13 protein-coding genes are annotated in these 14,022 nt (G+C 61.2%); 3 read left to right on the top strand and 10 right to left on the bottom strand.

Going from position 1 to position 14,022, the window contains the following annotated elements; genetic code table 11:
• Nucleotides 1–12 precede the first annotated feature (12 nt).
• Nucleotides 13–1,938, bottom strand: a complete 1,926-nt coding sequence (gene mutL / locus HF931_RS15335) for a DNA mismatch repair endonuclease MutL (RefSeq protein WP_035553250.1) — start codon at nucleotides 1,936–1,938, stop codon at nucleotides 13–15.
• 164 nt (nucleotides 1,939–2,102) lie between these two features.
• Between mutL and HF931_RS15340 the strand changes: the two genes are divergently transcribed.
• Complete coding sequence (locus HF931_RS15340; protein WP_272983044.1) at nucleotides 2,103–2,669, top strand: c-type cytochrome; 567 nt, start codon at nucleotides 2,103–2,105, stop codon at nucleotides 2,667–2,669.
• Nucleotides 2,670–2,687: 18 nt separating this feature from the next.
• Here HF931_RS15340 and HF931_RS15345 read toward each other — a convergent pair whose 3' ends face one another.
• The 8 genes from HF931_RS15345 to HF931_RS15380 all read right to left on the bottom strand — a co-directional run bounded on the left by HF931_RS15345 (nucleotide 2,688) and on the right by HF931_RS15380 (nucleotide 11,430).
• Complete coding sequence (locus HF931_RS15345) at nucleotides 2,688–3,347, bottom strand: hypothetical protein (RefSeq protein WP_273240912.1); 660 nt, start codon at nucleotides 3,345–3,347, stop codon at nucleotides 2,688–2,690.
• 145 nt (nucleotides 3,348–3,492) lie between these two features.
• Nucleotides 3,493–3,987, bottom strand: coding sequence for a MarR family winged helix-turn-helix transcriptional regulator (locus tag HF931_RS15350; protein ID WP_155841897.1), 495 nt, complete (start codon nucleotides 3,985–3,987; stop codon nucleotides 3,493–3,495).
• 191 nt (nucleotides 3,988–4,178) lie between these two features.
• A complete protein-coding gene (locus tag HF931_RS15355; RefSeq protein WP_273240913.1) occupies nucleotides 4,179–4,889 on the bottom strand; it encodes a DUF805 domain-containing protein in 711 nt (236 codons plus the stop codon).
• Nucleotides 4,890–4,948: 59 nt separating this feature from the next.
• Nucleotides 4,949–6,013, bottom strand: a complete 1,065-nt coding sequence (locus HF931_RS15360; RefSeq protein ID WP_273240914.1) for an enoyl-CoA hydratase/isomerase family protein — start codon at nucleotides 6,011–6,013, stop codon at nucleotides 4,949–4,951.
• Nucleotides 6,014–6,125: 112 nt separating this feature from the next.
• Nucleotides 6,126–6,965, bottom strand: a complete 840-nt coding sequence (locus HF931_RS15365; RefSeq protein WP_273240916.1) for a TauD/TfdA dioxygenase family protein — start codon at nucleotides 6,963–6,965, stop codon at nucleotides 6,126–6,128.
• Between the two features lie 87 nt (nucleotides 6,966–7,052).
• Nucleotides 7,053–9,560, bottom strand: a complete 2,508-nt coding sequence (locus HF931_RS15370) for a zinc-dependent metalloprotease (protein ID WP_273240918.1) — start codon at nucleotides 9,558–9,560, stop codon at nucleotides 7,053–7,055.
• Between the two features lie 109 nt (nucleotides 9,561–9,669).
• A complete protein-coding gene (locus HF931_RS15375) occupies nucleotides 9,670–10,143 on the bottom strand; it encodes a hypothetical protein (RefSeq protein WP_273240919.1) in 474 nt (157 codons plus the stop codon).
• 147 nt (nucleotides 10,144–10,290) lie between these two features.
• Nucleotides 10,291–11,430 (bottom strand): acyl-CoA dehydrogenase family protein, encoded by a 1,140-nt coding sequence (locus HF931_RS15380; RefSeq protein ID WP_273240921.1) that lies wholly within the window; start codon nucleotides 11,428–11,430, stop codon nucleotides 10,291–10,293.
• A gap of 66 nt (nucleotides 11,431–11,496) precedes the next feature.
• Here HF931_RS15380 and HF931_RS15385 point away from each other — a divergent pair, with 66 nt between their 5' ends.
• Nucleotides 11,497–12,033, top strand: a complete 537-nt coding sequence (locus tag HF931_RS15385; RefSeq protein WP_051602762.1) for a GNAT family N-acetyltransferase — start codon at nucleotides 11,497–11,499, stop codon at nucleotides 12,031–12,033.
• Between the two features lie 30 nt (nucleotides 12,034–12,063).
• On the top strand, nucleotides 12,064–13,062 hold the full coding sequence (gene hemB, locus HF931_RS15390; protein ID WP_273240924.1) for a porphobilinogen synthase: 999 nt from the start codon (nucleotides 12,064–12,066) through the stop codon (nucleotides 13,060–13,062).
• A 60-nt stretch (nucleotides 13,063–13,122) separates the two neighbouring features.
• Here the strand turns inward: hemB and HF931_RS15395 are convergent, their stop codons facing one another.
• Nucleotides 13,123–14,004 (bottom strand): EamA family transporter, encoded by an 882-nt coding sequence (locus HF931_RS15395; RefSeq protein ID WP_273240926.1) that lies wholly within the window; start codon nucleotides 14,002–14,004, stop codon nucleotides 13,123–13,125.
• Nucleotides 14,005–14,022: the final 18 nt, after the last annotated feature.

The following is a 14,022-nucleotide window of genomic DNA, read 5'->3' on the forward strand; positions in this document are numbered from 1 at the left end:
CCGCTCGTCTTCCTATCCACGACGCCCGAACAGGCGTTCGATATCCGCAAGCTTCAGTTCCACATAGGTGGGCCTGCCATGATTGCATTGCCCGGAATGTGGAGTGGCCTCCATCTGACGAAGCAGCGCATTCATCTCTTCACCGTTCAGACGACGCCCGGCCCGGACCGATCCGCGGCATGCCATATTGCCCATGACTTCCTCGAACCGCTCCTTGAGCGCAAGACCCGCATCATACTCCGCAAAATCGTCCGCCAGATCACGGATTAATCCCATCGCATCCATCTCACCGAACAGGGCCGGGGTCGCCCGCACACAGATCGCCCCAGAACCGAATGGCTCGATCTCCAGGCCAAGTTCAGCCAGTTCCTCTGCACGCTCCAACACCCGGGCGGCCTCATCCTCAGAGAGCTCCACCACATCTGGAATCAGCAGCGCCTGTCGTTTCACACCGCCCGCCGCCATCTGGCGCTTCATGTCTTCGTAGACGAGGCGCTCATGCGCAGCGTGCTGGTCAACGATGACAATTCCATCTGCCGTCTGTGCGATTACATAGGTCTCATGCAGCTGCGCCCGTGCGACACCGAGCGGAAAGTCCGGCTGCGCCCCATGCGTAGCGCCTGCATCGGGCTCAACCCGCGCCGAAGGTGCCGCATCGTGCCGGTAGATCGGCGGCGGCGCTTCACTCAGACCATGCATATGGGGCGGTGGTGTCTCCATGCCAGAAGGCGGAAGCGGCTGATCCAGATCCGGTCCGACCGGCTGGCGATAATAGGAAGAGGGCGACGCCTGGCGCTCTGGCGCGGATGGGACCGACCAGAGATTGGGCGAGGTCGCCTCTTCAATCTTCACCTTGCCGAGCGCATAGTTCGCCACCGTGGTCGAGGCGCGATGTCCGGCGGCGGCAAGCGCATGGCGCAGTGCCCCAATCATCAGCCCCCGCACATTCCCGGCGTCGCGGAAGCGTACTTCAGTCTTCGCCGGGTGCACGTTCACATCCACATATTCCGGATCAAGGTCCACGAACAGCGCTGCGAGCGGATGCCGGTCCCGCGCAAGAAAATCCTGATAGGCCGCGCGAATCACGCCATTCAGCATGCGGTCCTTAACGGGCCGTCCATTCACGAACAGGAATTGCATCTGCGCATTACCACGGTTCAGCGTGGGCAGGCCCGCGAAGCCGCTAAGCCGTACACCTTCGCGCTCGGCATCAATCTCCAGCGCATTCTCGCGGAAATCCCGTCCCATGATGGCGCCCAAACGGGCAAGTTGACCAGACGCACCTTCAGCCTCGGCGCCGTATCTGAGCGAGTTGCGCCCGTTATTCTCCAAAGAGAACGCGACATGCGGATTCGCCATCGCCAGACGTTTGACCGTATCCGTCACGGCCATGCTCTCGGCGCGCTCGCCTTTCATGAACTTCAAGCGGGCGGGGGTTGCGTAAAACAGATCGCGCACCTCGATCCGCGTGCCCGTTTCACCGCGTCCCGTGAAGGCCGCCGGGCGGGGGCCTTCCATTCGTCCCGCTTCGACAAACACTTCGGCAGCATCCTCACCCGCCGCACGGGACGAGATGCTACACCGGCTGACTGACGCGATTGACGGCAGCGCTTCGCCCCGGAAGCCCATCGTATGGATGTTCAGCAGGTCAACACGCCCGCCCGCATCCGGCACGAGTTTTGAGGTGGCATGCCGTTCCAGCGCGACCAGCAAATCGTCGGCGGACATGCCACAGCCATCATCCTCGATGATGATGCGCTTCAGGCCTCCAGCCTCGATCGAAATGGAAATGCGCCGCGCACCTGCGTCGAGCGCATTCTCCACCAATTCCTTTACCGCTGCTGCCGGGCGCTCAACGACCTCGCCCGCCGCGATACGGTTCACGACGTCGGGGGGAAGTTTGCGAATTTCCGGGCGGGATCGAAGGGAATCAGCCATCTGCTCAGGATAACGCGGTGCAGGGGCTTTGTCCCTGCCCCGCCTCAGACACCTGCTTGTATGACAGCATCTGCCATCGGGCGTCCAGTTGACGCAGGCCGGTTGCTTTACGCTTGGTTACCCCACAAAGTGCGGCTGGATATATCCTGGAGCCCTATTCTCTCATGAAGACGACTATTTCCCTCGCTTTTGCCTCCGCACTTCTGCTGACAGCCTGCGGAGGCTCTGATGCGCCCGCATCGGACGCAGCCCCGGCAGCACCGCAAGCTGAAGCTCCCGCTGCCTCCACTGCCCCAGAAACAACGCCTGCCGCAGTCACCGAAGCGGCTGCCGATGCGACGTCGCCATTCGCCGCCCTGCCCGCGCCGTACAACACGGCTGATTATGCGCGCGGTCGCCGCACCTGGAAACTCTGCCAGTCTTGCCACATCACCGCCGAAGGTGGCGGACACCTCGTCGGACCAAACCTTCACGGCCTGTTCGGTCGCGAAGCTGGTGCGCTGGAAGACTTCACCTATTCTCCCGCACTTCAGGAAGCCGATTTCACCTGGACCCCGGATCAGGTGGAACATTGGCTGGAAAACCCGCGCACTTTCCTGCCCGGCAACCGCATGACGTTTGCAGGCGTCCGCAAGCCTGACGACCGGATCGCCGTGGTTGCCTATTTGATGAGCGAGACGGGATACGTGCCAGAGGCCGCCCCTACAGCGGAAGAGGCCCCTGCCGAGTAGGGGAGCGACAGGGGAGAGTCAGCGCCGGAAGACGATGGAGAGCAACACAGAATGCTCATCAAAGTCTCCGGCGAACTCTTCCCGATATCCAACAGCCAGGTCTGCCCAATCGAAATGGTAGCCTAGCTTCGTCTCATACTTGTTTGAATCAGCAGATTTGTTGCCGCGCTCGATCCAGAGTTGCTGGCTGAGGAAGATGCTGCGCCAGAGATCGACACCATAGCCAAACTCTGCGCGTTGCCGTGCGCAGCCATCTTCATGCCGGATCGTGACGAGATCCGCGAACGTGTAGAAGTTTCGTCCGCCGCGCACACCGGACAGGCCGCCGCTCACGCGAAGCTCAGCGCCCCACTCATCGCACGCAAACACACCGCCCAGCGAATTGCCGTGCACCACACCGCCTTCAACGCCCACAGCCCACCCCTTATGGGAGACGAGCTGGCGGCGGAGCGTGCCGCGCCAGAATTCCTTGTCGAACTGACCGCCAAGTTCATAGGCGACGGCCTCTGACTTCGCCGTGACGGTCCAATTGCGCGCAAAGCCATACTCGCCGTACAATTCGACCCGGTTGCCACGAATGCCTTCGAGCTCTTCCTGAGTGATCGCAGCAGAAGCGTACCAATCGCCAGGTGCCTGAGCCCACGGCCCGGCAAATGCCACGTCTGGCCAAGCCAGCACCAATCCCAATACCCCGAACGCCCTCATTCAATTGGGAATAGCAAGAAATCACCGGTTGAAAACCACTTTCTTTCTCGTTGCGCGCATGAAAAAGCCCTCGCGGATCAAGGCGAGGGCTCTTGTCAGTGTATCTTCGATCCGAACCTTAGAGGCGGAAACGGATCTGGTCAGACCAGAAGCGCTCCAGGCGCGAGATGGTCTTGTTGAGTTGCGAAAGGTCATCCGGACGGACACTGGCGGTTGGCTCCAGCGCGCCAGCCTGCTTTTCAAACAGGGCCTCTACGCGCTTGCGCACTTTCAGGCCGCGCTCGGTAAGGCTCAGCGTCACGGTGCGCTTGTCATCCTCAGAGCGGGTCTGGATCAGATAGCCGCCTTCCTGAAGCTTCTTGACGTTGTAAGACAGGCTTGTTCCGGCAAAAGCACCGCGGGCACGCAGAACGGAAGCCGGGGCTTCACCTTCGCCAATTTCGTACAGCAGCAGCGCCTGAACGCCTGTCAGCGACCGTTCGCCACCGCGCTCCAGATCGTCCTTCACAACATCATGAAGACGACGGTGCGCCTGTTCAAGCAAAGACAAAGACTTCAGGAAAGATTCGCCCAACGAAGAGTTCGCAGTTTCCTGCGTTTCAGCAATCATCATTTTCACCACCACTCAATTATTCACTCAACTTTTGTTGTAGTTTGAATAGAAGTACATGATCATTCCTAATGAATTGATAAGCATACCCTTTCTACAAGAGTAGAAGGTTAACAAACGGCCGAATACATTAACCGTTACTTTTGCGTAACGAATTGGGCCGGCCTGCGATGTCCAATATTAAGCGTATTCGTTCAGGCGAACGCGTCTGCGGCGCTGTGGCCCTGATATTTGGGGCTCGGGCCGTGAACATTCTCTTCAGCCCGGCTGTCGATCAACATGAAGACAAACACGACAAGGCCACCGACATACGGAATGAAGTTCAGCAGATACATCCAACCGGACAGATCCTGATCGTGGAACCGCCGCACGGTTACAGCGATGCCGGGAATGATGTTGTAGAGCAGCCAGAGCCCGGTGAAGAGCGGCAGGAAGTAACCATCATCCGCATCTTCAATTCCAAAGATCGAGAGTGTCAGGATTGCATCCAGAATAATCGTGACAATGAATGCAAGTAGATAGAAGAGAATATAGCCCCAATACTCCTGCCGGCGGGCGCGGCCATTGAACTGGAAATAGTTCTTCGAAAGAGTTCTCAGGAAATAGGTCCAGATGCCGTCACTCTTCACTGCCGGTGTGTGAGCATAGGCTGGCGCGGCATATGTCGCGGGCGCCGCCGCCGGTTGAGGCGCCGAAGCGGCTGGCGCAGGTGCATCAGCCGCCGCCTTCAGCATGTAGATGTCGCGCGCTTCATCTCCCATGCCAATGAAATCCACCACATGGCCTTGAGCCAATCGGCTTTCGTCACGGACCTGCGCCTGCGAGAAGCGATAGCGCTGGCCATCATCACCAAGGATGATGCCGAGCCCGTCAGCCGTGTCTGCTTTCAATACTTGCCCGCGCATGGTCACTCCTGATCAGCCATTTACCCAGAAGTGTGAGTACTCTGACCCGGCGGTAAAGCTCAATCCCCGAAGGTCAATTCATCTGGGCCAAGCGGCTCGAAATACTTGGCGATGTCTTCGTCGCTGACATCTTCGAGCCGTGAAGGCCGCCATTTCGGGTCATTGTCCTTGTCGATGATCACGGCGCGCACGCCCTCAAGGAAGTCATGGCTTTGCACCTTGCGCCACCCGATACGGTATTCCATGCGCATATTGTCTTCGAATGTCGCCATCTTGCCGCCTTCACGTACCTGGCGTAGCGCAACCTTCACGGTCTCCGGGGATTTCGTGCGCAGCGTGGCGACCTGCTCGGCGGCCCAGTCATCGCCATTGGCCTCAAGCGCTGCAACAATCTCTTCGGCAGTGTCCTTGGCAAAACATGTATCGATGACATCACCGTGCGCCTCGAAACTGCCGGGCGGCACAGTATGGGTCAGACCACGTAAAATTTCGTTCAGCATCTCGGCAGCGCCGACAGAGAAATCGGCGGCATCGATCTGCTTCTTGAGGTTCGTAATCAGTTCCGATGGCAAATAGTGCGTCGCAACGCGCGCCGCAGCGACGTCACTGCCCTTGAGGCGCGCACCGGTCAGCGCCAGCCAGGTACCGAGTTCGCCGGACAGGCGCGGCAGGAACCAACCACCCCCGACATCAGGAAACAGGCCAATTCCGGTTTCGGGCATGGCAAACAGGGTGCGCTCGGTCGCCACGCGGTGCGAGCCATGCACAGACAGGCCGACGCCTCCCCCCATGGTCACGCCATCCATGATGGCCAGCACAGGCTTCGGGAACGTCTTCAGCGCGGCGTTCATGCGATACTCGACGTTGAAAAAGGCACGCGCCTCGCTGGCATCGCCGGCGCCGCTTTCGGCCAGCATACGAATATCGCCGCCTGCACAGAAGCCCCGCGTATCGGCTTCATGGTCAATCATCACAAGATAGACAGTCGGATCGTCGGCCCAGCGCTCCAGCGCCGACAGAATTGTCTCGCACATTGGCGCATTCAGCGCATGCAGCGCCTTTGGACGCGTCAGCGTCATGCGGCCCACGCCGCGACGGACGCTGACCGATACCTCATTCGACATACTTTATCCCTTCGTCTCCGCCAGCCCTGGCTGGTCTCGTATCTGCGACACTACCCCTACAGGCGTCGGGCCGCCGATCAAGCCTGGAGAGAAGGCTCCTGTCAGCGCGGGGTCAATGCAGAGCACAGCCTTCCAGCGTGATGCGATGCATGACGCGCCGCTGGCCGTGATAATCATTGAGGGCCCAGTGCCAGGTCGCGCGATTGTCCCAGAACGCAACCGATCCGGGCTGCCATTTGAACCGATGCGCAAATTCCTGCTGCATCGCATGCGCGTAGAGTGTGGAGAGTAGTTCCTTCGATTCCTCTTGCGTCATGCCGACGATACCGGTCGTGAAGGCTGGATTGACGTAGAGCGCCTTCTTGCCGCTGAGCGGGTGCGTAATCACGATGGGATGCGTCACGTCTTCCAGCACATCTGCGGCCGCCGCATTGCCAATCCGGTTCCCGCCCGCATCGGTTGTGGTGTAATAGGTCTCCTTTCCGGTCCCGAAGATATGATGCGCAGAATGAACGGCCCTCATGCCTTTCAGACGCGTTTTCATATCATCGTCCAGGGCATCATAGGCGCGGTACATGCTGGCAAAGAACGTGTCCCCGCCGGTCTCTGGCAGGTCACGCGCAACGAGGATCGAACCCATCGCCGGCTCGACATCGTAGGAATGATCCGTGTGCCATCCGCCACCGATATTGTCTTTCTGGTCCTTCTCTTTCACCACCATCGCGATCTGCGGGTGCTCGGGGTGGGCTGCGAAGAACCGATTCACATTGATCGGAGCCCAGCGCTCGGCAAACCGGATATGGTCCCGCTCGGACAACTCCTGATCCCGGAAGAAGATCACCCCATGCTCTGCATAGGCTGTGCGGATATTCTCGAATTCATGTTCGGTGAGACGACGCAGATCGACGCCGGTAATCTCTGCGCCGACGCCGGGCAGTTCCTCGATATTCATGCTTTCCTCCCGTCGGGCCTTTTGGCCTCTATACGGGAAGTTTACAGCGGCGCACCAAAGGGGGAAATGCCTTCCGCAAGGGAAGCGTTATTGGAGAGGCCCAAGCAGCGTATCGCAATGCCAGCACGATTCCGCACTGCCAGCCCCAATCGGGCTGCCCGGTGGAATGTCCACCGCTGACGACGACGGCAACGCAGCAGGTGACGGCCGATCCAGATGCGCCGCGATACGACGGCCAAGCTCAGCGCGCACAGCAGTGTCGCTGGCCGCCATCCGGCGCTGACGTTTCGAGAGTCGGTCTTTCAGCGAACTCAGATACGCATTTGTCTGAGCTACCGCCGCGGGCGTCGCTGCTGATGATGCAGACAGTTCAATCAGGGTAGAAACATAGCGGATTTGCTCGCGGTGGAGAATGCCCGCTTGTCTTGGTGTCTCCGCACCAACGAACAGCGTCGCCTCGACCTTGGCGAGAACCTCGCCATAGCCAAGCGCCTCCGCATCTCGTCGCTGCGTTTCAATCAGGCGAGCGACACGCTGGGGATGAAAGAGCGCACTCAGAGTCTGCGACGCGGACGTATCCGCTGCCGTCAGCAGGTCAAACATCGCGCCTGTCTCGCCCGGGAAATACTCGGCCCCCGCACCCGCACCTCGGAAAGACACAAGCGGCGGCGTCAACAGGTCGAGCGTATCGTTCGGCAGGTCCAGCACCGCTGGGTCGAGCGTCGCCACCAGCGCGTCCAGCGCTGCGCGTTGCTGACTGGCCGGGACCGGTGCACCGGCGGCATCCGCCTCACCGGTTTCGGCATAATGGAACTCATACCCGCCAATCATCTTGGCGGCCGCATTCACCTGATACCGATGGTAAAGGTAGATCGGCACGATCACCGCGCGCAGGCGTGAGGTCGGCTCCCCGGACTGCAACACGTTCAAACCGAAGTTTTCCAGTGCGACATCGCGCACCTGCATCACATTCAACAACGACGCGACGGGGTCTGCGCCATTGTCCCAAACGCTGGCATAGGGATGCGCCGTACCGACGCCGCGCCCTTGCGGATCATCAATATAGCGCAGCCCGCTGGCGCGTGCGGACTCAAGCAGGGCGTCCCCCGCCGCACTCTCGTCCACACCTTCCGTATACTGTCGATAGAGCCACATCGTGGTAACCTTGTCCCACTCACCGATACCCACATCATAGGCAGCGGAGAAATCGAGATCACCGCCCTGCCCGACGCGCACGAATGGCGCGGGATAATCCATCACCGAAGCGCGGTCATTCGACGACGCCGCGAAATTATGCGCGAAGCCGAGCGTATGGCCCACTTCATGCGCCGACAGTTGCCGAATGCGTGACAGCGCAATTTGCACGGGATCATTCGCCTCGCCCATGCCGGTCTTTTCCGCGCCAGCAAGACCTTCGAAGATCATGCGATCCTGGCGCACGCGCTGACTTCCGAGGATAACATTTGCCTTCAGCATTTCGCCCGTACGCGGATCGGTCAGGCCGCCCCCATAGGACCAGCCACGCGTCTGGCGGTGCACCCACTGGATCACGTTGTAACGCACGTCCAATGGATGCGCGCCCTCTGGAAGCACTTCAACACGGAAGGAATCGGGGAAGCCCGCCGCTTCAAACGCGTCGGCCCACCAGGACGCCCCCTCAATCAGAGCGTCGCGGATTTCCTGCGGCGCCCCTGAGTCGACATAGAAGACGATCGGCTCTTTCGCCGGACTGGACTCTGCGGTCGGGTCCTGTTTCTGCAGGCGAAACCGGCGCGCAAAGGACTGGCCGACCTGCCCGGTCAGTGGCGCAGAGAAATCATAATAGCCGACATCAATCGCGCCGCTGCGCGGATCGAACATGCGCGGCGTGTAGCCATCATCCGGCAGCCGCACGAGCGATGTGTGCTGCACAAGGGTCACAGACCGCGCATCCGCCGCCGTCGCCCAGACTTCTGCCTTTGGCTCATCACTGGTCAGCGTCAGGAAGGCGTCAAACTCGACATTGTCAGGAAAGGCCAGCGCAGCCGACACATCCGGCATGGACAGATCCTTTGACACCTGAAACGCGCCGCCCTTGGGGTGTTGTTTCAGTGTGGCGCGCACATCCATCGTGTCGCGCGTCAGATAGGTCGACAGGTCCACCAGCAATTCGCCCTCAGGCCCGGTGCCGAGGATCTCGCCCGACCAGACAAAACTCCGCGCAAAGGAATCCCGAACCGCCTTGCGCTCCAGCGGATTGTCCGCGCTCGCGCGATAGGCCCAGTTCTCGATTTCCGCGACGATCTTGTCGCCCACCTTGCGAAACGCAACGATCTCGCCGCCATTGGCGCGCCCCCGGTCGAGCCCGATAGGATTGGAGCCGAGACCGGCCGTCAACCCCGTCGCCTGAATGGCGCGAAGGGATACGCCGTCTTCATCAGGCTTAGGCAGCGCGACCAGAACGCGCCCGCCTTCCGCATCGAGGTAGAGATCAACAAACCCATCCTTGTGGGCCAGCGCCGCGATCTCTTCCGACCAATCGCCCGTCTGCGCCCATGCAAACGGCACGAACAGCGCCGCAACCAGCGCCAAACCAATTCCCTTCAATCCCCGCACGCGACACCTCTTCCAATCCGCCAATACTCGGCCTGCAGGCTGCCGCAGATCGTGGCAGGGTTCAATCGCTTTCGAGGATTCAGGCGCAGAGGTGCGTCAGCCCGCCAGTTCAGCCATCACAGGTCTGCGTATCGCGCATGATGCCGACCTTTGTCACCTTGCCGCTCTTGTTGTCGACGCCGAAATAGATGTCGCTGTAATCGTAAAGCGTTTCATCGCCCTTGGTGACAACGCATTTCGGCTTGCCATAGGCCCCGCGCGCCAGGATCTGCTCCGCGCCGGTCCCGACACCTGTATCCGTGCGATAGCGCGGGTCACGCGCGATGATCCAATAAACCTTTTCATCCGCTGCGATGACGAGGCCGTCATAGGTGTAGGTCGTCGCTCGCGTGCCTTCGATGGGGGTCGTGTGGCGCGGCGTGCCCTTCACGGCAAACAACTCGATCAGGCTCATGCCCAACTCGACCTCTCCGACGCGCTCACCCCGGACGATTTGATTGTCATTCAGATTGGGCGGCGCACTGGCGCACGCGCCCAGCACTGCAAATCCGGCCACAACCGACAGCTTACGGACCATACGCATTGCGGCCCCTCCTGTTCCTGCACTCTACCAGACTCAAGAACACCGCAGCCACCGCGCCTTGTCCAGACACGGACGGCATGAATTCAGGCTCCGCACACGCGAAAACGCTATAAATATCGGTAATGTTCGGAAAATTGCCCGAAAGGCCTAGTCCTTCAGCATGTACCGCGAGATGATGACGCGCATGATCTCGTTCGTACCTTCCAGGATCTGGTGCACGCGCAGGTCCCGCACAATCCGCTCCACGCCATAATCGGCCAGATAGCCATAGCCGCCATGAATCTGCAGCGCGTCATTGGCCACCTTGAACGCCGTGTCTGTCACGAAGCGTTTCGCCATCGCGCACCACCGCGTCGCATCCGGCGCCTTTCGGTCCAGCCGCCCGGCAGCCTCATACAGCATTACCCGCGCGGCCTGCAGCTCGGTCTCCATATCGGCCAGCTTGAACGCGGTGTTCTGAAAGCTCGCAATCGGCTTGCCGAACTGCTCACGCTCCTTGGCATAGGCGACCGCCTTGTCGAGGGCCAATTGCGCCCCGCCCAGGGCGCAGGCGGCGATATTCAGCCGGCCGCCATCCAGCCCGGCCATCGCAAAACGGAAACCGTGGCCTTCCTCGCCAATCCGGTTTGCGGCTGGCACGCGCACGCCATCCAGAATGACTTGCGCGGTCGGCTGGTTCTTCCATCCCATCTTGCGCTCATTCGCGCCAAAGCTGAGGCCGGGCGTGTCCTTCTCGATGATGAAGGTAGAGACCCCCTTTGCGCCATCATCAGAGGTGCGCGCCATCAGCACATAGACATCGGACGTGCCCGCGCCGGAGATGAATTGCTTCGTGCCCGTGATGACATAGTCGTCGCCCTCGCGCACCGCCCGCGTCTTCAGGCTGGCGGCATCCGAGCCTGCGCCCGGCTCTGTCAGGCAGTAAGACGCGATCAGCTCCATCGAGGTCAGCCACGGCAACCAGGCCTGACGCTGCGCATCGGAACCGAACGTGTCGATCATCCAGCTCGCCATATTGTGGATCGAGATGAACGCCGCCGTGGACACATCCCCATAGGAAAGCTGTTCGAAGATCAGCGCCGCATCGGTGCGCGTCAGCGCGCTGCCGCCCACATCTTCCGACACATAGATGCCCGCAAAACCAAGTTCTGCGGCCTGTTTGATCACATCCACAGGAAAATGGCTGTCGCGGTCCCAGGCCTCGGAATGGGGCAGCAATTGCGCCTCTCCGAACTTCCGGGCCATGTCCTGGATCATCAATTGTTCGTCGGAAAACAAAGCACTCATTGTTAATGACTCGTTTTTTCGCTTAATAAGTTTCAAACGGAATTGATTGAGCGGCACATAAAGTCAATGCAACAGGCCATCACAGCATATGGAATCGACGACGCGCGCGCGTCGGATGTCGACGCGCTGATCGACGTGGATTGTGCCGCCAGCACGCTGTTTGCGCCCACGGGCCTGCTGTCTGAAGAGGCGCTGAGCGATCATGTCCCCGCCGAAGTGCTCACCCACGCCGCGGACACGGGCGACCTGTTCACAGTCCGCGCCGCCGAAGGCGAACCGGTGGGATTCGCGCTCGTCTCCCCGCGGGGCGGCACGCTCTATCTGGACCAGATCAGCGTCCACCCGGACCACGGACGCAAGGGGCTTGGCGCGGCGCTGCTGGGCCGTGTCGTGGATGAGGCCAAGAAGCGCAAGATCCGCCGCATCACGCTCTCCACTTTCCGCGACCTGCCGTGGAACGGCCCTTTCTATGCCCGCCACGGCTTTCGCGAGATCAAGCGCAACGACATGGCCGAGTGGATGCTGGAACTGGAGCGCATTCAGGCGCAGGATCTGGACATCACGAAGCGCTGTTTCATGGTGCGTAAACTTGGCTGGTTGTAGACGCGCCGTTTTTCCATCATTGAGACTCGCATGACCCATTTTCCCCAGGCCTTCCCGGCCACCCGCATGCGCCGCCTGCGTCAGGCACCCTGGATTCGCTCGCTCGCCGGCGAGAACGTCCTCACCCCGGCAGACCTGATCTGGGCCGTGTTCGTGCATGATGGCGAAGACCGCATGCCGGTCGGCTCCCTGCCCGGCATTGACCGGCTGAGCGTGAAGGACGCCGCCAGGGCCGCCATTCGCGCGCGAGAGCTTGGCATCCCGGCCATTGCGCTGTTCCCCTATATCGGCTCAGACGGCAAGGACGAGACGGGCTCCGGCGCGCTGGACCCGGACGGGCTTGTCCCCCGCGCCCTCAAGGCCATGAAGGACGCCGCGCCGGAAGTGGGCCTGATCACCGATGTTGCGCTCGACGCCTATACCAGCCACGGGCATGATGGCCTGCTGGACGAAGACGGCACCATCCCGAATGATGCGACCACGGAAAAACTGGTTCAGCAGGCGCTGGTCCATGTTGGCGCGGGCGCGGATATTGTCGCCCCGTCAGACATGATGGATGGGCGCATCGGCGCGATCCGTACCGCGTTCGAGGAAGAAGGCTTCACCAACCAGATGATCCTCGCCTATGCCGCCAAATATGCCAGCGGCTTTTACGGCCCCTATCGCGACGCCATCGGCTCGGCCGCCGCGCTGAAGGGCGACAAGAAGACTTATCAGCAAGACCCCGCCAATTCAGACGAGGCCCTGCGCGAAGTTGCGCTCGACCTGGCCGAGGGCGCCGACATGGTGATGGTCAAGCCCGGCCTTCCGTATCTGGACATTGTGCAGCGCGTCAGCTCCACCTTCGGTGTGCCGACCATCGCCTACCAGGTCTCCGGCGAATACGCCCAGATCAAGGCCGCCGCCCAGAATGGCTGGATCGACGGCGACCGCGTCATGATGGAGTCGCTCATGTGCTTCAAACGCGCCGGCGCCAGCGGCGTGATCACGTACTTCGCTGAAGAGGCTGCGGAGAAGTTGGGCGGGTAGCCTTACGCGGACTCATCCTGAGCGAAGTCGAAGGATGCGAGGGACACAGCGCTCATCTCTTCACCCCGCCAGACGCAGGCGCTTCGGCTGGTCCGGCAGCGTCGCGGCGCGCTGGCTGATCAGGACCGAAGCGAGGATGATGCCGGTGGCCGCAACCTGGCCGGGGCTGAGCGCCTGACCGAGAAACACCCACCCCAGCACCACAGCGGACACAGGGCTGAGAAAGCCCAACGTCGAGATGGCCGACGGCGCGATCCGGTCCACGCCGCGAAACCAGACCGCATAGGTCACCGCCGCGCCGATCAGGCTGAGATAGGCCATGCCGCTCCAGTTGCGCGCGGTGAAGACCGGCACATCCGGCTCGAACACCAGCGCCACAGGCACCAGCAACAGGCCGCCCGCCGTCAGCTGCCAGGCCGTGAAGGTTAGCAGCGGCACGGGTGGACGCCAGCGACGGCTCATCACGGTGCCGCCTGCCATGGCGACAGCCGCGCCGATCCCTGCCGCGATGCCGACCGGGTCCAGCGCCGCCGTCGGCGTCAGCAGGAGCAGCGCGACGCCGCCCATGCCAAGCACCGCCGCAAACACGACCAAGATTCGGATCGGGATGCCCAGCATCAGGCGGGACAGGAACACGACGGCCAGCGCCTGCACCGCCCCGACCGTGGCCGCAACACCGCCCGGCAGGCGATAGGCTGACACGAACAACAGGGCCCAGAAGGTCGCAAAGTTCAGCGCGCCCAGTACAAGAATGCGCACAATCCAGTCCCGCTCGGGCAATTGCCGCACCAGCAGGAGAAGCAGCAACCCCGCCGGCAAGGCCCGCAGCGCCGCTATCGTCAGCGGAATATCCGGCGGCAGGAATTCGGTAGTGATGATATAGGTGCTGCCCCATATGACGGGCGCAGTCGCTGTCAGCAGGATATCGGATTTCGTTGGCATGGTGAGGGTTCTCGGGGC

It is taken from the genome of Hyphomonas atlantica corrig. (genome assembly GCF_017795365.1).
Lineage (GTDB): Bacteria > Pseudomonadota > Alphaproteobacteria > Caulobacterales > Hyphomonadaceae > Hyphomonas > Hyphomonas atlantica.